This is a genomic window from Nioella sp., assembly GCF_965215655.1.
GTDB lineage: Bacteria > Pseudomonadota > Alphaproteobacteria > Rhodobacterales > Rhodobacteraceae > Nioella.
In genome coordinates, this window is the sequence record NZ_OZ244111.1 from 2,093,432 (window position 1) to 2,115,888 (window position 22,457).

At 62.3% G+C, this 22,457-nt stretch carries 21 protein-coding genes; 13 read left to right on the forward strand and 8 right to left on the reverse strand.

Annotation, left to right across the window (positions count from 1 at the left end; translation table 11 throughout):
• Positions 1 to 222 precede the first annotated feature (222 nt).
• Together ACOOEX_RS10440 and ACOOEX_RS10445 are read right to left on the reverse strand one after the other, a co-directional pair.
• Positions 223 to 669 (reverse strand): YaiI/YqxD family protein, encoded by a 447-nt coding sequence (locus tag ACOOEX_RS10440; RefSeq protein ID WP_420394778.1) that lies wholly within the window; start codon positions 667 to 669, stop codon positions 223 to 225.
• A complete protein-coding gene (locus ACOOEX_RS10445; RefSeq protein WP_420394779.1) occupies positions 666 to 1,424 on the reverse strand; it encodes an HpcH/HpaI aldolase family protein in 759 nt (252 codons plus the stop codon). The genes ACOOEX_RS10440 and ACOOEX_RS10445 overlap by 4 nt, the downstream gene beginning before the upstream one ends.
• 204 nt (positions 1,425 to 1,628) lie before the next feature.
• Between ACOOEX_RS10445 and ACOOEX_RS10450 the strand changes: the two genes are divergently transcribed.
• From ACOOEX_RS10450 to ACOOEX_RS10490, 9 genes are all read left to right on the forward strand, one after another.
• Positions 1,629 to 2,825 (forward strand): ABC transporter substrate-binding protein, encoded by a 1,197-nt coding sequence (locus ACOOEX_RS10450; RefSeq protein ID WP_420394780.1) that lies wholly within the window; start codon positions 1,629 to 1,631, stop codon positions 2,823 to 2,825.
• An 84-nt stretch (positions 2,826 to 2,909) separates the two neighbouring features.
• Entirely contained in the window at positions 2,910 to 3,692 is a 783-nt protein-coding gene (locus ACOOEX_RS10455; RefSeq protein ID WP_420394781.1) for an ABC transporter ATP-binding protein, read from the forward strand.
• Positions 3,689 to 4,519 (forward strand): ABC transporter ATP-binding protein, encoded by an 831-nt coding sequence (locus ACOOEX_RS10460; RefSeq protein WP_420394782.1) that lies wholly within the window; start codon positions 3,689 to 3,691, stop codon positions 4,517 to 4,519. Before ACOOEX_RS10455 ends, ACOOEX_RS10460 begins: the two co-directional genes overlap by 4 nt.
• Positions 4,520 to 4,521: 2 nt before the next feature.
• Positions 4,522 to 4,923: a hypothetical protein gene (locus ACOOEX_RS10465; protein WP_420394783.1), complete on the forward strand. Its 402-nt coding sequence runs from the start codon at positions 4,522 to 4,524 to the stop codon at positions 4,921 to 4,923.
• Positions 4,920 to 5,303 (forward strand): hypothetical protein, encoded by a 384-nt coding sequence (locus ACOOEX_RS10470; protein WP_420394784.1) that lies wholly within the window; start codon positions 4,920 to 4,922, stop codon positions 5,301 to 5,303. The genes ACOOEX_RS10465 and ACOOEX_RS10470 overlap by 4 nt, the downstream gene beginning before the upstream one ends.
• Positions 5,304 to 5,735: a hypothetical protein gene (locus ACOOEX_RS10475; RefSeq protein WP_420394785.1), complete on the forward strand. Its 432-nt coding sequence runs from the start codon at positions 5,304 to 5,306 to the stop codon at positions 5,733 to 5,735.
• A complete protein-coding gene (locus ACOOEX_RS10480; protein WP_420394786.1) occupies positions 5,732 to 6,097 on the forward strand; it encodes a hypothetical protein in 366 nt (121 codons plus the stop codon). Before ACOOEX_RS10475 ends, ACOOEX_RS10480 begins: the two co-directional genes overlap by 4 nt.
• 1 nt (position 6,098) lies before the next feature.
• Positions 6,099 to 7,109 (forward strand): branched-chain amino acid ABC transporter permease, encoded by a 1,011-nt coding sequence (locus ACOOEX_RS10485; RefSeq protein WP_420394787.1) that lies wholly within the window; start codon positions 6,099 to 6,101, stop codon positions 7,107 to 7,109.
• Positions 7,106 to 8,413, forward strand: coding sequence for a branched-chain amino acid ABC transporter permease (locus tag ACOOEX_RS10490; RefSeq protein ID WP_420394788.1), 1,308 nt, complete (start codon positions 7,106 to 7,108; stop codon positions 8,411 to 8,413). Before ACOOEX_RS10485 ends, ACOOEX_RS10490 begins: the two co-directional genes overlap by 4 nt.
• 69 nt (positions 8,414 to 8,482) lie before the next feature.
• On the opposite strand, the gene ACOOEX_RS10495 is transcribed toward ACOOEX_RS10490, so the two are convergent.
• The 4 genes from ACOOEX_RS10495 to ACOOEX_RS10510 form a co-directional block, all read right to left on the reverse strand.
• Positions 8,483 to 9,265 (reverse strand): hypothetical protein, encoded by a 783-nt coding sequence (locus ACOOEX_RS10495; RefSeq protein ID WP_420394789.1) that lies wholly within the window; start codon positions 9,263 to 9,265, stop codon positions 8,483 to 8,485.
• A complete protein-coding gene (locus ACOOEX_RS10500; RefSeq protein WP_420394790.1) occupies positions 9,262 to 10,086 on the reverse strand; it encodes a sulfite exporter TauE/SafE family protein in 825 nt (274 codons plus the stop codon). The genes ACOOEX_RS10495 and ACOOEX_RS10500 overlap by 4 nt, the downstream gene beginning before the upstream one ends.
• 61 nt (positions 10,087 to 10,147) lie before the next feature.
• Entirely contained in the window at positions 10,148 to 11,146 is a 999-nt protein-coding gene (dusA, locus tag ACOOEX_RS10505) for a tRNA dihydrouridine(20/20a) synthase DusA (protein ID WP_420394791.1), read from the reverse strand.
• A gap of 692 nt (positions 11,147 to 11,838) precedes the next feature.
• A complete protein-coding gene (locus ACOOEX_RS10510) occupies positions 11,839 to 12,771 on the reverse strand; it encodes an IS5 family transposase (RefSeq protein ID WP_420394792.1) in 933 nt (310 codons plus the stop codon).
• 150 nt (positions 12,772 to 12,921) lie between these two features.
• Between ACOOEX_RS10510 and ACOOEX_RS10515 the strand changes: the two genes are divergently transcribed.
• From ACOOEX_RS10515 to ACOOEX_RS10530, 4 genes are read left to right on the forward strand one after another with little or no spacing between them, the layout of a single operon-like run.
• On the forward strand, positions 12,922 to 15,177 hold the full coding sequence (locus tag ACOOEX_RS10515; protein WP_420394793.1) for a hypothetical protein: 2,256 nt from the start codon (positions 12,922 to 12,924) through the stop codon (positions 15,175 to 15,177).
• Positions 15,170 to 16,159 (forward strand): hypothetical protein, encoded by a 990-nt coding sequence (locus ACOOEX_RS10520; protein ID WP_420394794.1) that lies wholly within the window; start codon positions 15,170 to 15,172, stop codon positions 16,157 to 16,159. Before ACOOEX_RS10515 ends, ACOOEX_RS10520 begins: the two co-directional genes overlap by 8 nt.
• Positions 16,156 to 17,031: a hypothetical protein gene (locus ACOOEX_RS10525; RefSeq protein WP_420394795.1), complete on the forward strand. Its 876-nt coding sequence runs from the start codon at positions 16,156 to 16,158 to the stop codon at positions 17,029 to 17,031. The genes ACOOEX_RS10520 and ACOOEX_RS10525 overlap by 4 nt, the downstream gene beginning before the upstream one ends.
• A complete protein-coding gene (locus ACOOEX_RS10530) occupies positions 17,003 to 20,596 on the forward strand; it encodes a hypothetical protein (protein ID WP_420394796.1) in 3,594 nt (1,197 codons plus the stop codon). The genes ACOOEX_RS10525 and ACOOEX_RS10530 overlap by 29 nt, the downstream gene beginning before the upstream one ends.
• A gap of 199 nt (positions 20,597 to 20,795) precedes the next feature.
• Here the strand turns inward: ACOOEX_RS10530 and ACOOEX_RS10535 are convergent, their stop codons facing one another.
• Both ACOOEX_RS10535 and ACOOEX_RS10540 read right to left on the reverse strand, forming a co-directional pair.
• Complete coding sequence (locus ACOOEX_RS10535; protein WP_420394797.1) at positions 20,796 to 22,226, reverse strand: C69 family dipeptidase; 1,431 nt, start codon at positions 22,224 to 22,226, stop codon at positions 20,796 to 20,798.
• Positions 22,223 to 22,420 (reverse strand): amidohydrolase family protein, encoded by a 198-nt coding sequence (locus ACOOEX_RS10540; RefSeq protein ID WP_420398361.1) that lies wholly within the window; start codon positions 22,418 to 22,420, stop codon positions 22,223 to 22,225. The genes ACOOEX_RS10535 and ACOOEX_RS10540 overlap by 4 nt, the downstream gene beginning before the upstream one ends.
• Between the last annotated feature and the right edge of the window lie 37 nt (positions 22,421 to 22,457).

The following is a 22,457-nucleotide window of genomic DNA, read 5'->3' on the forward strand; positions in this document are numbered from 1 at the left end:
CTGTACACCCCCCGTACACCCCCCGTGCATACGAAACGGCGGTTTCGCCGACTTCGTCGTCGATCCGGGAGCGGCCCTCCTCAACCCCCGGCTGACGCCGGAGGCCTCGTCGGTCCGCGTTGCCACGGACCTGTGGGAAGGGGAATTTGCAGAGGGGACGACCGTCCCTGTGGCGGGGACAGGATACCTCCGGCAGAGGTATTTTTGCCAAGATGAAAGAAGTCAGGCTTTGAGACGCCTCAGCGTGGTTTCCATCGCATCGAGGAAGCGGCTGCGGTCGGATTTGGAGAAGGGTTTCTGGCCTCCGATCCCCTGGCCCTCCAGACCTGCGCGCAGGTCGGCCATGATGGCGCGCGTGGCGATCTGGCTGCCGATGCTGTCCATGGTGAAGGCTCGGCCTTTTGGGTCCATCACCTCGGACCCGGCTTTCAGGCAGCGTTCGGCCAGAAGGATATCGGCGGTGATCACCAGATGGCCCGGTCCAGCCGTTTCCGCAATCGCATCGTCGGCGGCGTCGAACCCGTCGGACACGGTGAACTGCCTGATCAGCGGATGGTCCGGCAGGCGCAGGCCCTGATTGGCGATGAAGACGATGACCTGCCCATGGCGCAGCGCCATGCGAATGGCCTCCTGCTTGACCGGGCAGGCATCGGCATCGACGAGGATCATTCCGCGGCCAGCGCGCGGAGCGCGTCGGCGAGCAGTGTCGCCTCGCTGCCCATTCCGAGGAAATTGACGCCCTGTGCCACGGCTCGCGCACGGGCCTCTGCTGTACCGAGGATAATGCCTGCCGCCTTTCCTGCGGCACGGATCCGCGGGATGGCGTCGGCAATGGCGGCCTGCACATCTGGATGGGCGGGGTTGTCGCGATGCCCCATATCGGCGGCCAGATCGGCGGGACCGATGAAAATGCCGTCGACGCCGTCCACGGCGGCAATCCGGTCGAGATCGGCCAGCGCGGCGCGGCTTTCGGCCTGCACGAGAATGCAGATCTCGTCATTGGCATTGGTGGTGTAGTCGGCAATCGCGTTGAACCCGGTGGCACGCGCCACGAGCGCCCCCTGCCCGCGCACGCCCTGAGGCGGATAGCGGCAGGCGCGGACCACGGCGGCGGCTTCCTCGGCACTGTCGACCATCGGCACCAGCAACGTCTGCACCCCCAGGTCGAGCGCCTGTTTGATCACCCAGTCCTCGGCCACCGGCACCCGGACCACGGCCTGCGCGGGGGTTGCCGCCAGCGCCATGAGCTGCGCGCGGATCGCGGTCGGGTCCCATGGCCCGTGTTCTCCATCAATGAGGCACCAGTCGAAACCGCTGTTCCCGGCCAGCTCTGCCACCAGGGGCGAGCCGAGGTTCAGCCAGATCCCCTTGCAGAGACGCCCGGCGGCGAGATCCGATTTCAACCTGTTCCTGAGGGCGGGCATGGGCATGGTCCTTGGTCTGAAAGGCTGGATGGCGCGAACCTGTAGGAAAAACACCCGATTTGAAAGCCGGTTTCAGACCCATTGCCTTTTCTGACAGAAAATATCGGTTGGCAGGCTGAAAGGGTCCATTTCGGCCCTTTTCAATTTGCGGAACCCGTCATAACCTGCCCTCACAAGAATAATTTGTCCAATAGGGAGACAATCATGAAGAAGCTTCTGCTGGCCTCTGCGGCCACCGCAGTTCTTGCCGGTGCGGCCTATGCCGACGGGCATTCAAACCAGATCAGCATCGGTGTTATCCTTGGCTTCACCGGCCCGATCGAATCGCTGACCCCCAACATGGCGGCCGGCGCGGAACTGGCGATGGCCGAAGTGAACGCCGCGGGCGGCATCATGGATGGCAGCACCTTCGTGTCGGTGCGCGCGGACTCCACCTGTATCGACTCCGCCGCCGCGCAGGCCGCCGCCGAACGTCTGATCACCGCCGATGGCGTGTCGGGCATCGTCGGTGCCGACTGTTCCGGTGTGACCACCTCGATCCTGTCCAACGTGGCGCTGGCCAATGGCATGGTGATGATCTCGCCCTCCGCCACCTCCCCGGCGCTGTCTGCCGTGGAAGACAACGGGTTGTTCTTCCGCACCGCCCCCTCTGACGCGCGTCAGGGTGTTGTGATGGCCGAAGTGCTGATGGATCGCGGCATCGACGAGGTCGCCGTGACCTATACCAACAACGACTATGGCCTGGGCCTGGCGGACAGCTTTGCCGCTGCCTTCGCCGAAGCCGGGGGCACCGTGACACTGGTGGCCGCCCATGAAGACGGTCGTGCGGACTATGCCGCTGAAGTCGGTGCACTGGCCTCCGCCGGTGGCGCTGCGCTGGTCGTAGCGGGCTACGTGGACCAGGGTGGTTCCGGCATCATCCAGGCGGCACTCGATTCCGGCGCGTTCGACACCTTCGTGTTCCCCGACGGGATGGTCAGCCAGGCGCTGGTCGACAATTTCGGGTCCGACATCGACGGGTCCTTCGGCCAGCATCCGGGCACCGACTCGGACGGCGCGGCGCTGTTCCACGCGATGGCCGGTGAGGCAGGCTTTGACGGCACCTCGCCCTTCGCAGCGGAAAGCTATGACGCGGCGGCGCTGATGATGATGGCGATGGCGGCGGCGGGCTCCTCTGCGCCGGGCGATTATGCCGGTCACATCATGGACATCGCCAACGCACCCGGTGAAGTCATCCAGCCGGGTGAACTGGCCCGCGCGCTGGAAATCATCGCCGCCGGCGGTGACGTGGACTATGAAGGCGCCACCGCGGTGGAACTGATCGGCCCCGGTGAATCGGCAGGCAACTACCGCGAGATCGAAATCCAGGGCGGTGAGATCGTCACCGCGCAGTATCGCTGATCCGATCGCGATTGCATGACACAGAACAGCCCGGTCATCGCCGGGCTGTTCGTTTAAGACATTGGGGAAAGTGAGCCTTCACGCATGATCACCGTTCATGACCTGCACAAGCATTTCGGCGGCTTTCACGCCGTGGATGGCGCCAGCCTGTCCATCGCGCCGGGCTCCATCACCGGGCTGATCGGCCCCAATGGTGCGGGCAAGACCACGCTTTTCAACGTGATTGCGGGGGTTCTGGCGCCAACATCGGGCCGGGTGGAAATGGATGGTGAGGATATCACCGGCCTCGCCCCGCATGAGCTTTTCCACAAGGGGCTCTTGCGCACCTTCCAGATCGCGCATGAATTCAGCTCGATGACCTGCCGGGAAAACCTGATGATGGTGCCGGGCGGGCAGTCGGGCGAAAGCCTGTGGAACACCTGGTTCGGGCGCAAGCGGATCGCGGACGAGGAACGCGCTCTGCGGGCCAAGGCCGACGAAGTGCTTGAATTCCTGACCATTTCTCATATTGCCGACCTGAAGGCGGGTGAGGTGTCCGGCGGGCAGAAGAAACTGCTGGAACTGGGCCGCACGATGATGGTCGATGCCAAGATCGTCTTTCTGGACGAGGTCGGCGCGGGCGTGAACCGGACGCTGCTTTACACCATCGCCGACGCCATCAAGAGGCTGAACCAGGAACGCGGCTATACCTTCGTCGTCATCGAGCACGACATGGATTTCATCGACAAGATCTGTGACCCCGTCATCTGCATGGCCGAGGGCAAGGTGCTGGCGGAAGGCACGCTGGATGAGATCAAGGCCAATGAGCAAGTGATCGAGGCTTACTTAGGCACCGGCCTGAAGAACAAGGACAAGGTAGAGGCATGAGCGGCAACCCCTATCAGGACGATCGCGGCAACAAGGACCGCTCGATTGGAAATCCCGACGGGATCGGCACACTGACCCCGACGGACGGGCTCGGCTCGAAAACCAGTCCGGCAGCGGGACAGCCCTTCCTCATCGGCGAGAACATGACTGGCGGCTATGGCAAGGGTGCCGACATCCTGCATGACTGCACGATTGCCGTGGAAAAGGGTGAGATCGCCGTCATCGTCGGCCCCAACGGCGCGGGCAAATCGACCGGCATGAAGGCCGTTTTCGGCATGCTGAACCTGCGGCAGGGTCGTGTGGTGCTGGATGGCGAGGATATCACCAAGCTGACGCCACAGGCCCGCGTGGCCAAGGGGATGGGCTTCGTCCCCCAGACCTCGAACATCTTCACCTCGATGACGGTCGAGGAAAACCTTGAAATGGGCGCCTTCATCCGCACCGACGATTTCCGGGGCACGATGGAGCAGGTCTATGACCTGTTCCCGATCCTCAAGGAAAAGCGCCTGCAACCGGCGGGCGAGCTATCGGGCGGGCAGCGTCAGCAGGTCGCCGTGGGCCGGGCGCTGATGACGAAGCCGAAGCTCTTGATGCTGGATGAACCGACGGCGGGCGTGTCCCCCATCGTCATGGATGAACTTTTCGACCGCATTATCGAGGTCGCGCGCACCGGGATTTCCATCTTGATGGTGGAACAGAATGCCCGGCAAGCGCTTGAAATTGCAGATAAAGGCTATGTGCTCGTACAGGGGCGCAACGCTTACACAGATACCGGCAAGGCGCTTTTGGCCGACCCGGAAGTGCGCAAGTCTTTCCTAGGAGGTTGATTATGAAACACATACTGACAACGGCAGCTCTGGCCACCCTGATGGCGGCCCCGGCCATGGCGCAGGACCGCACCTATGAGTGCACGATGAACGAGGCCTGCCGGCAAAATGGCGGCGGCTGCGTGGCGGAGGACATCCCCTACAACTTCACCCTCAACGCCACCACCGGCGTGGGCGAGATGGAGCAGCGCGAGGGCAATTTCTTCGACGGCACCGTCTATGAAAGCGATGGCGCCATGCATTTCTTCTTTTCCAATTCGGCCGGTGTCGAACTGGGCACCATCACCGATGCGGGCCGGATCATCTATACCGGCAACATGGCGCTTGGCGACAACCTGATCCACTACCGGCTGAACGGCACCTGCACCGAGACCACCGGCAGCGCGGGTGGCGACGGTAAGTGACACGGGTCGGGGGCATCATCGGGGGGCTGGCGCTGGCAACGGCGCTGCCCGTCGCGGCGGCGGCGCAGACGGGCAGTTATTACTGCCTGTTCAGCACGCGCTGTGACACCGAGGATTGCACCCCCGACACCTTCACGGTCGAGATTGCCCTGGCCGATCATGGCAACGGGCTGTGGCTGATCTATGAAGGGCGGCACCGTGCGGTCGACGATGCCACGCCCTCTGATACGCCGATGGCGATGTTCATCTCGCCCGGCTACGAGGACAACCTGACGCTGACGATCTACCCCACAGGTGAGGCGCTGCATGTCTACCAGGACTATCAGCCCGACCATGGCCCGCGTCAGCAGACCGCCTACGGACAATGTGAGGTTCAATAGATGATGATCCGCCGTGGCCTTGCGGCCGCCCTTCCTTTCCTGATCCCCCTGCCCGCCATGGCGCAGCATGTCGCCATCGAGCGTGTCTGCAACATGGCGGTGATCTGCATCGAATCGAACCCGTGCCAGGACTGGGGGCAGGAGATTCACGTCACCGAGCAGGAAGATGGCAGTTGGCGGGTTCTGTGGGAAGAGGATCTGCCCTCGGATTACGAACTGGCCGCCGATATTCTTGCGCCGGAAGGATCGCTTGAACCCACCCGCCTGCGCAGTCTGATCTTCGCAAATCACGAAACGCAGGCGGTGCAGATGGTCAGCATCGCCGATAGCGGCCATGTGGTCGTGACCCTGCACCAGCCGCAGGCGCGGCCCCGTGCAGTCACCGGCTTTGGCCTGTGCGAGGACGTGGATAGCGCGGAGGCAAGCGAGTGAAGCTTTCGCCGCTCATACCCTTGTGCCTTCTGGCCGCGCCTGCCATGGCCGAAACCGGCTATAGCTGCGCATTTACCGTGGCCTGCGAGGCTGCGGGCGGCTGCGAGCCGGCGGAGATCCGGACCGAGATCGGCATGTCGGAGGATGGCATTACCGCCTTTCTGAACGCCGATGCCGACCCCCTGCCCGCCCTGAGCCTGTCGGACGCGGACAGCTCTCCGTTTTCAATCGCCACCACCGTGCCCGGCGCGGAGAGCGACCTGATCACCATCCATGCCGATGGCACTGCCTTGCGCAGCCGTCACCCGGCCAACCCCGGCAGCCCCGCCATCACCTATTTCGGCACCTGCGAGGAGACATGACTTGGACTTCCTGAACGCCATTGTCGTCCTGGCCAATTTCGTCATCGTACCAGCCACCGCCTATGGCGCGCAGCTGGCGCTTGGCGCGCTTGGCGTGACGCTTATCTACGGGATCCTCAGATTCTCGAACTTCGCCCATGGCGACACGATGGCCTTCGGGGCCATGGTGACGATCCTGGTGACCTGGGCCTTGCAGGGCGCGGGCGTCTCTCTCGGGTCGCTGCCGACAGCGCTGCTGGCGCTGCCCATTGGCATCGCGGCGACAGCGCTGCTGCTGATTGGCACCGACAAGGTGGTCTACAAGTTCTACCGCCAGCAGAAGGCCAAGCCGGTGATCTACGTGATTGCCTCGCTCGGGGTCATGTTCATCATGAACGGGCTGGTGCGCTTCATCATCGGGGTGGACGATCAGCGCTTTGCCGATGGTGAGCGGTTCATCATTTCCGCCCGCAATTTCCGCACCCTGACGGGGCTGGACGAGGGGCTGGCCATCCGCACCAGTCAGGGGATCACGGTCGTTGTGGCGTTGATCTGCGTGATCCTGCTGTTCTGGTTCCTCAACAAGACCCGCACCGGCAAATCCATGCGCGCCTTTTCCGACAATGAGGACCTCGCGCTGCTGTCGGGCATCAACCCCGAAAAGGTGGTGCTGGTGACATGGATCATCGTGGCGGCCCTGGCGACCACGGCGGGGGTGCTTTACGGGCTCGACAAGAGCTTCAAGCCCTTCACCTATTTCCAGTTGCTGCTGCCGATCTTTGCGTCTGCCATCGTCGGCGGGCTTGGCAACCCGCTTGGCGCCATCGCGGGCGGCTTCGTGATCGCGTTTTCCGAGATCACCGTGACCTATGCCTTCCGCCGCGTCGTCAACCATCTGGTGCCGGAAAGCTGGGAGCCGGAGGGGCTGCTGCAGCTTCTGTCCACCGACTATAAATTCGCTGTCAGCTTCGCGATCCTGCTGATCGTGCTGCTGTTCAAGCCCACGGGCCTCTTCAAGGGGAAATCGGTATGACGCAGATCAACACCAAGAATATCCTGCTGTTCGGTCTTGTGGCGCTGCTGTTCATCGGGACCGGGTTCATGCAGTCGTGGAACACCACGCTGACGATCCTCAACATGGGGCTGATCTCGGCCATCATGGCGCTTGGGGTGAACATGCAGTGGGGCTACGCGGGGCTCTTTAACGTCGGTATCCTGGGCTTCACCGCGCTTGGCGGGCTGGCGGCGGTGCTGGTGTCGATGCCACCGGTGCCCGAGGCCTGGGCCGCCGGTGGCCCGCGCATCCTGCTGGCGCTGGCCGCCGGCGCCGCGTCGATCGTTGCCGCCGTAATGATTTACAAGAAGATGCCTGCGGGGCTGTTGCGCGTGGTGGTGATGCTGGCGGTGCTGATCGCGGGTTTCATGCTCTACCGCGCCATTTTCGACCCGGCGCGTGACGCCATCGAGGCGGTCGATCCGGCCCTGACCGGCTATCTGGGCGGGCTTGGCCTGCCCGTGATCCTGGCCTGGCCCGTGGGCGGGCTGTTCGCAGCAGGGGCCGCCTGGATCGTGGGCAAGACCGCGCTCGGGCTGCGGTCGGACTACCTCGCCATTGCCACGCTCGGCATTGCCGAGATCATCCTCGCAGTTCTGAAGAACGAGGACTGGCTGGGGCGCGGGGTTAAGAACGTGACCGGTCTGCCCCGGCCCGTGCCATATGAGGTCGAATTGCAGGCCGCCGATTGGTTCCTGTCGCTGACGGAGCGCTTCGGGGCCGACCCGGTGACTGCCTCTTCGGTGGTGGTGAAGCTCTGCTATGCGGGGCTCTTTGCCGCCGTGTTGCTGCTGCTCATCTGGATGTCGGAGATGGCTCTGAAATCGCCCTGGGGCCGGATGATGCGCGCGATCCGTGACAATGAAGTGTCGTCGGAGGCCATGGGCAAGGACGTGACCAAGCGGCATTTGCAGATCTTCATCATCGGCTCGGCCGTCTGCGGCATTGCGGGCGCGATGATGACGACGCTGGATGGCCAGCTGGTGCCCGGCACCTATAACCCGCTGCGCTTCACCTTCCTCATTTGGGTGATGGTGATCGTGGGCGGATCGGGCAACAACTGGGGCGCGGTTCTGGGCGGCTTCCTGATCTGGTGGCTGTGGATCATGGTGGAACCCATTGGCCTGTGGATGATGCAGACAATCACGGCAGGCATGGCCGAGGATAGCGGGCTGCGTCAGCACCTGATCGACTCGGCGGCGCATATGCGGTTGCTGACGATGGGGCTGTTCCTGCTCTTGATGCTGCGCTTCAACCCGAGGGGCCTGATTCCCGAACGCTGAGGCAGGGCGGTGGAAGGGCCTTCGAAGGCCCTTATTAGGCGCTTCGAAGCGCCTTCCCCTCGCCTTTGGTCAGGGCAGGTGCAGCCAATCCACTGGGCCGCCCGGCAGATGCGGACGGAAATAGACGATGGCGCGGCCCTCTGGCGGGGCCTCTGCCCCCTCCTGCCACGGAGCAACCCCGTGCAGGACCAGCCGGTGCAGCAGCGTCGCCTCGCCGGGTTTCGCGGGCAGTTCGACGCGCGGGCAGGTCTCGAACACCTCGCGCCGCGCGGCGTGATAGGCTTGGGTCAGGTCCACGTTTGACCACTCCGTCTCGGGGTGCTGCGCGAATACCGCTCTCAACCGGGCACGCATGATTTCGTGGCTGCCTTCCCACACCACCAGCGGCGCGGCCCCTGCCCCGCAGTCGGTCACCGGCAGGCCGAGGATCCAGCCATGCGGTTCTTTCAGCATCCGGCGCCGGTCCGGCCCCACCGGCAACAGCCCGTCCAGATGCGCCGCGTCCCGGGCCTTGCGATAGCGATGATTGGCGTCGCTTTCGCTCGCATCCTGTCGCGGGTAGCCGGGATAGGTGACCGAGACCTGCCCCTTGTCCAAAGGTAGCGGCCCAGTCACAGCCTCTGCCGCACCGAGCGCAGCGCCCCCAAGGGCCGCCGCCCCGGCCACACGCCCGTCCCGGTCATTGTCCAGCACGTTCACACCGGCGAACCACGTGCCACCATGGCGCATCCAATCGGCCCGGTGCCCCGGATCGGATGCCGCCGCCAGCGCCGCCGGCCCCGCGGTCTCCAGCCATTCCAACACCTCCGGGTCGGGCCCGAAGACCTGGTACCCGTTGGACAGCCAGCTCAAAAGCCGAGCGCCTTGCGCAGCATGTTCACCGCCATGATCATGATGAAGACGGCAAAGACCCGCTTCAGCGGCTTGGGGTCCATCGCGTGGGCCAGCTTCACCCCCCAGGGCGTGGTGATCATCGTCATCGCCACGATCACGACGAAGGCAATCAGGTTGACCTGCCCGACCGTATAGGGCGGGCGCCCCTCGGTACCGCCGCCGATGAACAGGAAGCCCAGAACCGAGGGTACCGCGATGATCACGCCAAAGCCCGCCGCCGTTGCCACCGCCCGGTGAATCGGCCTTCCATAAAGCGTCATCAGCGGCACGCCGAAGCTGCCGCCGCCGATCCCCATCAGGACCGACAGGAAGCCAAGCGCAGGCGAAACCATCGCCCGCGCCGCGCCACCCGGCATCTCGTCGCCAAGCCGCCAATCGGGCTTGCCGAACGCCAGGTAGAGCCCCACACACAGCCCCAGCACCCCGAAAATGCCCATCAGCACCTCGTTCCTGAGGCCGGACGCCGCCGCAACCCCAAGCGCCGCGCCGATGGCGATGCCCGGACCCCAGGCTTTCAGGATATCCCAATCCACCGCGCCTTTGCGGTTATGGGCCATGACCGAGCGCACAGAGGTCACGACGATGGTCGCCAGCGAGGTTGCCAGGCAGATCTGCATGAGCTCCGGCGTGGTGTAGCCAAGTGAAGAGAAGGCAAAGAAGAAGGCCGGGACCAGAACGATGCCGCCACCAACGCCCAACAGCCCTGCCACGATCCCGGCAAACCCGCCGATCAACAGGATCAGCCCCAGAAGCGGCAGGTATTGGGTGAACTCGGCCATGGTCAGTCCTTTCGCGGTTTGGCGCGACTTAAGCAGAGCGGAACGGGAATGGAAAGCGGGCTCAGGCGGCGAACTGGCTGACGGCGTCCAGCGCGCGCTGAACCACTTCGGGGCCCGCGCCCTCGCGATGCGCCTGCTCGGAAAGGATGCGCTTCCAGTGACGCGCGCCGGGGCGGCCTGCAAACAATCCCAGCATGTGCCGGGTGATCTGGTTGAGCCGTCCGCCCGCCGCCAGATGTGCCTCGATATAGGGCAGCATCTCCTCGGCCACCTGATGGGCGGTCTTGGGCGGGGTCTTGACGCCGAAGATCCGATGATCGGCTTCCAGCAGCACATCGGCAGGCGTGTGATAGGCGGCGCGGCCGATCATGACCCCATCCATGCCCTTGGCCAGATGCTGTTCCGCCTCGTCCAGCGTGGTGATACCACCATTGATCGACAGGTGCAGATGCGGGAAGTCCTCCTTCATCCGGTGCACCAGCGGATAGTCGAGCGGCGGGATATCGCGGTTTTCCTTGGGGCTGAGCCCCTGCAGCCAGGCCTTGCGGGCGTGGATGGTGAAGCGGGTGACCCCGGCCTCGGACACGATGCGCAGGAAGTCCGGCAGCACGTTTTCGGGAACCTGTTCATCCACGCCAATGCGGCATTTCACCGTGACCTGCACCGCACTGGCCGCGATCATCGCCGCCACGCAATCGGCCACCAATGCGGGCTGTTCCATAAGCACAGCCCCGAAGCTGCCGGATTGCACCCTGTCCGACGGGCAGCCGACATTGAGATTGATCTCGTCATAGCCATACCCCGCCGCGATCCGCGTTGCCTCTGCCAGTTGCGCGGGATCGGAGCCGCCAAGCTGCACCGCGACAGGATGCTCCTCGGCGTTGAAGCCCAACAGCCGCTCCCGCTCGCCATGGATCACCGCTGGCGCTGTCACCATCTCGGTATAAAGCAGCGCATGGGCCGACATCAGCCGGTGAAAATACCGGCAATGGCGATCCGTCCAATCCATCATTGGGGCAACGGACAGGCGCGCGGCCTTGGTAGCTGCGTTCAGGGGCATTCGGCGATCTCCTCGGAGCCATCCCGCCGCGGAACGGCCTCACTGTGCGGACAATACGCACACGGCAAGCGCTGCGCCACCCTGCTCCGCCGAAGTCAGGCAATCGGCAGATGCTTGGTCAGACAGCCTTCCGGATCAGGACTCGGTTCGGTCGCATTCCATTGCCGGATGATGCTTATCCGACATTCATTTCGAAAGATCGACACTTGTTCAGCATTCAGCGAATGACCCGGACGCCTTCGCACAAAATTGGCTTAAACAAGCATTCTTGGTGACACAAGAAGTTGCGGTTTCAAGACGAACTTTCCCACAATGAACCCTATATCTTCATGCATACATCACCCTCCACATTAAAAATAAACCATCAAAACAGTCGGCAATGACAGTCAAGAACTTGGGAAAATGGGCCGCAACTGTTGGCGCTATCTATTATTAATTGATTCTCCCCCAATTACCAAATCAGCCCACTTTCATCAAGAAGTTTATATGAAAGGTTGGGCAACATATCTGTTGCAATATTTCGATCCCAATAGACTATGTAATACAAATGGAAAACGCCATATGATTCCAAATTCAATATTTTGAAAGGCACGGTCATGTTCGATATCACTACTGCGCGCGAAGTTGTGTATGGGGATGGCTCTGTTGCACAAATCGGTTGAAGGGCAGGCTTCCCCTTTCCCCGGACGGACTCATCCTACGGGCTCAGTGACGGGTATGCCAAGAGCGGTGTAGCGGTTGAGCACCGCGATCCGGATCTGGAGCTCAGCGACCTGCCGGTCGAAGTCTCTGGCCATCAGGCCTTGGCCAAGGAGTTTGACGCAGTGCATCTTCGTCTCTGCGCGGCTTCGTCGGTGATAGCCTGTCAGCTTTCGCCAGAGTGCCCGTCCGAGATATTTGCAGGCCCTCACGGCTTCGTTTCGCGCGATAGCACCCGCCGTAGTTGGCTTCCAGAGTTGCGCATTCTTGCGTGGTGGGATGACGGCAACGGCACCTCGAGCGGCAATCACATTGTGACATCTGCGCGTGTCATAGGCTCCGTCAGCGGTGACCGTGGCAATCTCTTGGTCGGGCGGGATCTGTGCCAGCAGGTCGGGTAACATAGGGGCGTCGCCGACGTTGCTTGTCGTGACACCGACTGCGCGGATCTCCAGTGTTTCCTCGTCCATACCAAGATGCAGCTTGCGCCAAAGGCGCTTCTTTGACCCGCCATGCTTGCGGGCATTCCACTCTCCCTCGCCCTCGGCTTTGATCCCGGTCGCATCGATCAGCAGGTGCAAAGGACCCGTTCCTCCGCGATAAGGGATGGCGACGCTCAGGGTCTTCTGGCGGCGAGACAGAGTGCTGAAGTCCGGCACTTTCCAGTCAAGGCCTGCCAACCGCAGCAGGCTTTCGACGAACCCGGTCGTCTGGCGAAGGGGCATGCCGAACAACACCTTTATCGTGAGACAAACCTGTATCGCCGCGTCGCTGAACTCGGGTTGCCGCCCGCGCTTGCCGGTGGGTGCCGCGTGCCAGGTCATATCGGGATCAAACCAGATCGATAGCGAACCGCGCTGCTTCAGCGCCGTGTTGTACGAAGGCCAGTTCCTGGTCTTGTACGTCATAAGGGACCAACTGCTCATGCTCGCCAGCTACCACGCTGGATTCACACAGGGAATCCCTCACCCCATTTGTGCAACAAAGCCTATGGGGATGGGCAAGTCACATACGCATACCAGGACCATGATGATCCGAACACTTGGTATCTCGTGCCATCACCTCGAATTCGGACCATGGGCGGAGATCCGGTTTTCTCCGTCATCGAGTATACCGAAAACGGCGGTGGCGTTTCTGGTGCCTGCACCTTCGAGGCGGATCTTGTGCAGCCAGAGGCGGCAAAGGCGGCCCTGGAGGCGGAGCTTGGAAAATCCGTCACCTGGGGCGGGTTCACTTGGGTTGGCGGGAATGCCTATTTTCACTTTCTGCGGGACGGCGCACCAGAGATTCTGGTTGCGGAACCATCGCTTTATGGAACCAACGTGGTGTCTTTTCAGGTCGAACTGGAAACGGCGGAGCAGTTGAACGAGTTCAAGACGGCGCTCTCTCAGGGCGGCGGCAATTCCCCGTTCAGCATCGAATATGACATGCAGGTCCTGACCAAGCTGCTCGGGGCCAAGGCGACTGTTTCCTATAATTCGCAGGCGGCTATCACCTACGAGGAAAGGTATCGCACGGAAAAAGACACCTGGGGGCGGCAACAGCGGGTTCTGGAAGAGGTCAAGCAGGTGCTGCAACAGTCGGGCGCCGGCGATGTGCATGTCGAGATCGGCGCAGGCGGAACCCCGGAACTGGAGCAGCGCGTCCGGGACTGGGCGTGGACCACGCTGGAAGATCAGGTCGCCAGCACTGTCGCCGCAGCCGCAACCATGGCGACAGCGCCGGGGAACAACCCGGTGTCGGCGACGACCTCTTTTACCAAAAGCTATACAGAGGACACCGTCGTCGACTGGTCGACACCCGTGTCCAGCGCGGTGCCGGTCTTCACCTCGGAAACGTGGGAGAACAAGGTTCTGCAAAAGGTCGATAATCGCAAATTGTCGGTCATCTTCTCGCTGGTCGGCCAATTGACGTCTTCGGAAACCGGGCTGGCGATTGCGGAACGGGTGACTGTCACGGTCGATTACCCGACCCGGCAGACCGACAATACGTTTGAACTCATTCCCGCCGATGGTGACAAGTCGACATTGATCTACGAAGCGCCGGGCGAATTCACGCCAACCGGAGAGTTCGTGCCGGACTTCAAGTTCAGCTTCGTGATCCGTTATTCCGATGGCACGGAATACAACTCGGCGCAAATCAGCACGAGAGATACGGTGGTAAATATTGCCCCGAGCGACTTTGGAACCCGGCAGGTCACTTTTGTCGGTCAGGGCGTGCCGTTCGGCGATGATCAGAAAGATGTGGATCGTGTCGTCATTGACCTGTTCTTTACGCCCCCCTTCGGTCAGACTGCCATTGTGCAAACAAAGGATCTGACCGCGAATGGCGATGCCGAAGGCGATCCGGTTCAATTCAACAGCTACTACAAACAGCCGATCGGCGGTACGTATCATTACGCGCTTCGCTATATGATGAATGACGGATCGGTGATCAGTTCGGGCACGCCGATCTCAATCAGTTCGGCACCTGAGAACACCAATTCCGGCAATGCCGATATTGTCTATGTAATCGACCCGGCCAATTTCACCACCCAGTTCAACCTGCGCGTCTTCAACGTGAGCAACGCCCCGAGCGTACTGCTGGCCGACATTTCTGCCCAGTATTTCGATCAGGAAAACAGCCCGGGCCGCGCGCTGTTCCAAAATGCATGGCCCAACTGGGAGCCAGGCACGTCGCCTGCGATTGTCTCTGCCGATCCTTGGACATTCGCGGCGGTGGACAATACCAATTCAGCGTATTTCAAGCTGGCCGGGAATATCTATTTCAGCGATGGCACGGAGGTTAATCTCGGCACCAGCTACCAGCAGCCAAGCGGCAATCGCACCTTCCTCATCCGTACCGACAGTCAGCCCTATGGCGTTCGGATCATCACCAGCGAGATCGACTGGGATCAAGTGGCCGGTGTCAATCTGACCTTCTTCCGCCTGGAAGGAACCGGCGCGGACAAACTGGCCGGCAAGCCGCCCGCCTTCTTCGCGATGCCACGGGTAAGCATGACCACGGAACAACTGGCCATTGCAGAAGGCTCTCAGGCCGACCTCTATGCCTATTCCCTGATGAAGGCGACCGATGGTCAGCCGGTGGACACTCTCGACCGTTTCTATGCGCTCAAGCGGCCCCATGATCAGCCCAATGTGGAGTTCTACTACACCGCCGAATACATCATGGCCGCAGATTCCGAACGCCGCTGGCTCAAGGATCAACATGTCGAGGGTGTGCTGACCGTAACCTTGCCCGATGTACCACCGGCAGGCAGCAACGAACCGGGCTTCGTGCGCCACACCGTCGACGCCGAAGCGCTGAAGGCCCTCGAAAAAGAGGATGGCTGAGAAGGGCCTGACAGGGGCGGTTCCGGCCATGTCCATTCTCGCACCAGAAAAGGCCCGCAGACCGGATTGCGATCACCGCGCCGCAATCCGGCACCTGGCCAGCGCAGCGCAAACGCTGATGGGTCCACGGGCGGGCGACGCGCAAAGCCGGCTTACCCCGTCGGGACAGCCGGCCGAGCTGGCCTTTCTGTGGCCCGATGCGGACTACAGGATTTCGCTCGATCCGTGTCCAGATGCGTCGCCGGAAACGCGCTTGGCCCTTTGTGCGCGCGCCGTGGCCCCTGCCCTGTCTTCGGCGCAACTGGCCACATTGGCGAAGGTATCCGAGTGGCAGCAGACCCATGGTGCGCGCTTTGGCGCGTGGTTGGGTCTTCGCCTGCGCCGGGGGGGCGTGGCGCAAAAGCTCTACCTCGACATCCCCGAGCACGCCCCATGGGCCGCGTGGGAAGCGAGGCTTGCGGGAACACCGCAGATCAGGTCGTCGCGGGGGGCGGTTGCGACCATGGTCGGTCTGGACCCGCTGACCGGCGGGACAGAAGTCTATTTCAGCGCGGGCAGGCTGCATCCTGCCGACCTCCCCGCACTGGCCCGCCGCATCGGCATCGAGCTGTCTGACACGGTTGTGCCAGCGCTTGTTCAGGATCTGACCCAACGAAGTGTGCGCTTTGCGCTGCCATCCTTTGACATGGGTTTCAGCAATGCCTGGGCTGACGACGGCTCTGCCGCTGCCTTCACCTGGTATTCGACAACGGTCGGTTTGCTTGGCCCCGACGACAGAGCGCGCGCGGCGCTGCTATCTGCCGGTGCCAATCGCGGATGGGACATGTCCGTCTACCGCGATCTGACATCGGGCCAGCCGCCGCGCCATGTGCTGATCGGCGCTGCACAAGCGGGCCAGCGGCCGCCCGCAATCAGCGCGACACTCGCCACCACGCCAGAGGCTTTGCTGCTTTGGGCGGCTGACGCGGGAGGCCGGGAATGAAGGTCTCGCAGCTGATCGACCAGCTTGTTTCGATGCAGACTCCTTCGGGGGCCTTCCCCTCGACCGTGGACACGCGCGACGGGCGGCAGGTGGATGAAACCTGTTTTGTCACGGCAAGCGTCGTCCTGCTGTTGACGGAAATGTACCAGCTAAGCGACGCAAACCGATGCCTTGTGCGGGCCATCGAACGAGGCGTGGCCTTTATCGAGCGCTGTGCCGACCCCGATCTTGCGGGAGCGTTCCGTTTCTACCCGCGGGATGCCGAAACCTATCAGGTTCGACGAGACTTGCCGCCCGATGCGGACGATACGGTACTGGCCTGGATGGCTTTGATCCGCTCCGGTGCCAGACCGCAATCGGATGCCGCTGCGGTCCTCGCTTCGCTGTTCGACGGGGTCCGGGTCAGAGCGCGGGCACGGAGCGATGCGCCGTGGGTTCGCGCCGGGGTCTATCGGACCTGGCTTGATACGTCCCTTGCGATCAACCCGGCAGATATCTGCGTCAACGCCAATATCCTTGCCTGCCGCGCGATGGCAGGGCTGCCTCCCGACCCGGAGCTTTCCGAAACCCTGTCATCCGCATTGCATCGGTGGCAGGTCTCGCCATCGAGCTTGCGGATGCTTGCACCCTATTACGCGCATCCCGATGAGATCGGCTTTGCCATGGCCCGGGCCGAACGGGCCGGTGCAGTCGGCGGGACATCCTGGTCGCAACCGCCGCAGGCCCAATCCGAAGACCAACCCCTTTATTGCAACAGCCATGGCCGCCCGTTCTGGAGAGCGCCGGCCCTGCACCGCGCGCGTCACTTGCAGCGTGCCCTCATTCAATCCAAGGAGATAGCCAATGCCCCGGATGCCGCAATCTGTTCTTGAGGCCGCTGCCACCGATGACACACCGGTCGCCCGCGCAAGCACCAAGTATATGGAAATGTTCCAGCCGACACGCCCGGCGCTTGGCGGTACGGATATCAAGACCTTTCCGAATGCCGCTGGCTCGTTGGATCTCTACACGGTCGGAACCGACAATCAGATCTACCGCCTGCGCCAGGGGGAGGGCAGCCTTGCCCCATACGAGCAGAAGACCCTGGCCATCACCGGGCGCCAGATCTTCGCCTATACCAATGACGGCGTTTCATCGAACACGCCCAACCTGATGACCCTCGGCGCCAACGGGCAGCTGCATCTTGCAACCTTCCGATCCCAGACCGACACCTATTTCCAGAGAGAAACCAAGCCAGCCGACGCGACCGAAACAATTCGGCAGTTCACCGGGGCCAGAGGTTTGACGGGCAACATCTATTTCAATGTCATCCTGGAAGACAACAGCACCCGTCCCGGCATTCTGGCGAACAACTTTTACCTGCCGGGCGAAGACAGTTGGGCCGGGCCTGTCTGGGTGGCGCATGAGGATGCAAACGGGAATCCTGTCCGTGCGAAATCGGTCGTCAGCACCGCGAACAACCCTATCCAGTCGGCCCTGTTTGCCATCGGAGAGGATGATGACCCGCTCTACGCGAAAAGCAGCGACCGGACGGCGAAGCTTGTTTCGCTCGGAACCTACAAGGTCTCTCATATGTCGGTGGTCACCGACCCGTCGGGGCAGAACAATTCCGACCGGCTGAACGTCTTCGCCATCGAGCGAGACACAGGCAAGCTGCTGTTCAAGAAAGAAAAGAAGTACCAAACCGGATCGACAACCCAATGGGACGATTGGATTGTTGTCGATCCCGGTCAAGGTATGCGTCTGACCAGCATCTTTGCGGCACAGCAATATGACAACCTGCTTCAGGTGTTCGGGATCGGTGATGATGGCCGCCTGTACTGGACCGGCCAATTGCCGGGTGAGGGCCGCAGCGCCACACCTGAATGGCAACCGATCCTGGCGCTTGGAAACGAGATCCCGTCCAATCCGGCGGATTCCGCCTCGATCTTCGCCGTTGGCCGCGACAGCAACCGCTATAGCGAGGCCTTCACGGTATCGGCCGCTGGCAATGTCACGCGGTTCTGGCAGTCACCCACGACGCACCAATGGTTCCAGCAGCATATCGAGCTGGAACGCACCGATGATGACATGACCCAGGTTCCGACCCATTCGCTGGAATTGACCGTGCTGGACGGATCGGGCCTGCCCCTGCCAAACGCACAGATCGGGATCAAGGCCTCTTCGCTTGTGACGCTGTTCGTGAACGGTCTGTCCTACCGGGCCAGCCAGGCGGATTGGGTCAGCATAAAGGCCGGTCCCGATGGCAAGGTGATCATTCAGCAGCAGGCCAACGCGCTTGCGGCGGCAACGCTTTATATCGAGACCCCGCAGACAACGCCGGGCTCTCCGATCGTGGTGCAGCCAAATCTTCAACTTCAGGAAAAACTGACCGGGCTGACCGTCGACGAAATCAAGGATGCGAAGGATGCGGAGGGCAACTTCCTGTTGCCCGCGGAATACCGCACGGATGAATATGCCGCCAATCTTCAGGCCATAACCCAGGCCTCGATGAGCATTGCCGATGCGGATGAAAATGGCAGCGGCAAGGTCAATTACCACTTTGCATCCCTCCGGGCAGCGGGCCGGGGCTTCCGTCCGGCGCTGAACCTTGCCGCGATGGAGGGGCAGACATGGGCTATCGACTTCACAAGCGGATTCCCGACCTACGAGGTCATGACAGCCGACAGCCTTGCCGAATGGAAGTCCGGCCGGCGGGCTGACATGGCTGCCGCCGGGCTCGGTGACGGGTGGCTCAAATCTGCCTGGGGCACCTTCTGGAACGGCATCAAGGAAGGGGCGGAATGGATCGTCGACGGCATCAAGAAGATCGTCGTGGAGGTGGTCGACGGCATCGGACGGGTCCTGTTCCACATCGGCGAGAAGGTGTTCGAAGCGGTGATCGAGTTCGCCCAACAGGCGTTCGATTTCGTGCAGGGCATCTGGAACTGGCTGAAGGTCAAACTCGATGAGCTTTACCAATGGCTCGCCTTCCTGTTCGATCTGCCCGATATCGTGCGCACCGCAGAGGCCATTCGCCATTCCATCGACGTGACGCTGGCCTTTACCGTCGACGGGGTTGAGTCCGTCAAACAGACCATTCTGGCGGGCATCGACACGATGAAGGACAGCCTGAAAGACACGATCGACAGTTTCATCGACGACCTCAATGAGAAGGGAGATCCCAGCTATCGAACGGCGGCGGACGAGAATGAACTGAGCGACGAAGACAGCCACCAGATGGAGCATAACCCCTTCATCAACACCTATACCGAAAACTATGAAAACGCGCAGGAGCAAGGCCAGAGTGTTGTCAGCATGGCCTCGTCCACGGCATTGTCCAGCTCGCTCGACAACCTGATCGAGATGCTGTCGAATCTTGCGGACAACTTCCAGTTCGGAGATGGCAAGGAAGCCTTCGACGAGGCGGTGAACTACTTTACCGCAATCGGAGACGACCCGGCCAACGCGATGAACCTGCTGCTCTCGGGTGTGGTGAAGGTGATGGAGAGTGTGGCCCTCTTCGCGCTTGACTTCGCCCGAGGGGTCATTGCGACGCTGATGGACCTGATCGCCGAGGTCATCCAGTCCTTCCGCGACTTCCTGTTCAATGAGTGGGAAATCCCCATCTTCTCGCAGCTTTACAAGTTCTTCACCGGCAAGAAGCTGGGTATTCGGTTGATCGACATCCCGGCCTACATCATCGCGGTGCCGACGACGCTGATTTACAAGCTGGCGACCGGCAAGGCCCCGTTCCCGGATCAGGCCGCGCTGGACGATTACAGGGCCTATTACACGGTCGACTGGCTCAAGGCCCAGTCCGGCATCGGGACACCATCCGCCGAGGTCAGGATCGACGCATCGGCCGAGGTCTGGATCAGGGGGATCTCGCTCAGCATCTATTCTGCGGGCATGTTCGGGCGCATGATTGTCGACCCGATCACCGCCACGGCCAGCGCGCTCAACGCGCCCATCAAGCAGCTCAGCTATGCCAGCATCGTCTTGCGCTACATCACCACGGCGGCAACCACGCCCTGGCTGCTCAATGTGAACATGGGGCCCCCAACCTGTGGGGCAGGCACCAAGGGGTTTTCCGCCAATATCTGGTTCTCTCAACTCGTCTTCGGACCAACCCGCGGTCTGTTGATTGCCTACGCCATGCCCGCCAGCGCCGGAAAAGCCAAGATCTACACGGCAGAGGTCACGGTTTCTGTCTGGGGGGCCGTAAACGCGACAATGGTCATCTGGAACTACGTTGCGACGGATTCCGCGGACAGGAACCCCGAAAACCTGATGCGGTCGCTGTTCAACATCGTCCCGGGCCAGCTTTGCCGCTTCCTTGCCACGCCCGATATGCAAGAGCCGCTCTACGGTATCCCGATCCTGGTCGAGGTGCTTCTGATCGAGGTCGGCTATGGCAGCTCTGTCGCGGTGGCGGTCAACCAGATCGGCACCTAGCGGCCTCTGTGTTCGCTGTGACCGGGGCCGACTCTGGCCCCGGCGCGGCGGGCACGTGGCCAGAGGCACCCACCGGAGCGCAGGGCGCTCGTCTGGGTCCGGGCGACATGTGGGCGTCGTCTTCGCAGCTTTCTGGGCGGTGGTGGCGGTTCTGAACTCTGTCAGCTTTAGGGCGCAATCATCAGGGGCCGAAACAAGCCTACCAAAGCTGCCGAAACCCTTTCGGCAGGTCCGACGGGTCCGGGTCCGCGATCGCGGATGCCTGTGCGGACAACCCGCTCGCGAGGTCGCGCACAAGGCCGAGCGCGGAGGTCAGCTCGGCCTTCGAGAACGCCGATAGAACCGCGACCGCTTCGGCCTTGTGTCCCGAGCGAATGGCCACTTCCGCCACGCGAAGATGTGCATCGGTCAGATCCGACAGCCGCGCTTCGCGTGCGGAAAACGCCCCGTGCACCGGGGCAAGGGTCTGCTCCCCCAGCAATTGCATCAGGTACATCAGGCGTTTGCATTCCTGAAACGCCCCAACCGTGGTTTCATTGACCTGCGGCACGAGTGACACCGTATCGCTGCCGCCGCTGACCGCCTTGCGCCTGTCCTGAAACCGATGGGATTCGCCAGTGGTCAGGTAGCGGTGCATCCCATATTCCGGCGACACCGAGTCTTGCCCCAGAAACACCGGCGAAAAGGGCGCGGCCAGTGCGCCGCAGGCCGCATGCCACATCATCTGAAGGGCCGGATCAGGGCTGCGGACCAGTGGGACCACCTGACCGTAACCCGCCGTATCTCCGGTCAGTTTCTCGGTGCGCACCGCCCAGATCATGTCTTCCAGCCCGATTTTTTCCGGCCGCGCGGCGCGCGCCTGCATCTCGGCTTCGATCCACCGGATACCGTCCCAACGGCCCTTGCCGTCACCGTAGATGGCATTGGCATCGAAGGGCCCTGACCCGTACCAGCCCTGATCCTGCGCGAAGCTGACGAAATTCGGGGACCACAGGAAATCCGCGTGATCCGGGTCATGCACCGGCACCTCCTGCACATAGCCGGGGCGCGAGGCGCGGATGCTGTCGGGGCCAAGCCGTTCAGCCACCCAAAGCCCCTGCCCGCCCGCGAACTGGATCATCACCCAGGCTTCGTCTGCATCGGCAAAGAGGTGGGAGTTGCCGCCATAGCTCGCCTCGCCATGGTCCGCGATCAGTCTGGCGCACAGCTCTACCGCGCCCCTTGCGCTCGTGGCCCGTTCCAACACCGCGCGGGCCAGATCGCTGTAGTTGAGCCCCCGCTGATCCTTCGGCGTCATCTCTCGCAACTCGGGCCGAGAGGTCGACCAGACATCGCGCACGGCGACACCGGCCTCGTTCACGCCGCCATTGGTGATCGGCGCGGGAACGCCAAGGTAATAGGAATAGCTGACCCGCATATGGCGCAGAGTATGCGCGACCTGCGGCACGGTGATCCGCTGTCCGGGCATATCCGCCTCGGAACCGACGCCCCCTTCGATCACCGCCCCCTCCGGGTGGTCGGCAGCGGGCAGGATTTCCAGCCAGTGCGAAGACGGCTCATCGCCATATCCCGCCAGCCAGGCATGACCGGTGCGGCTGTGGTTCCTGCCGACATAGATTGCGTAGCTCATGCCTGTTCACCAACCCTTTTTGTGTTTCGCGCGTAGACCCGCCGACCATGCCGCCAGGTTTCGCAGACCTTTATCATGCCGATGGTTTCAGGCCGCGTCAGCGGATTGTCGTCGAGGATCGCCAGATCCGCAAGCTTGCCGGGGTCCAGCGACTCGCGTTCCGCCTCGCGGAAGACCTGCCACGCGGCGTCGATCCTATGCGCCCGCTTTGGGTGCGGCGTGTGACGGTTG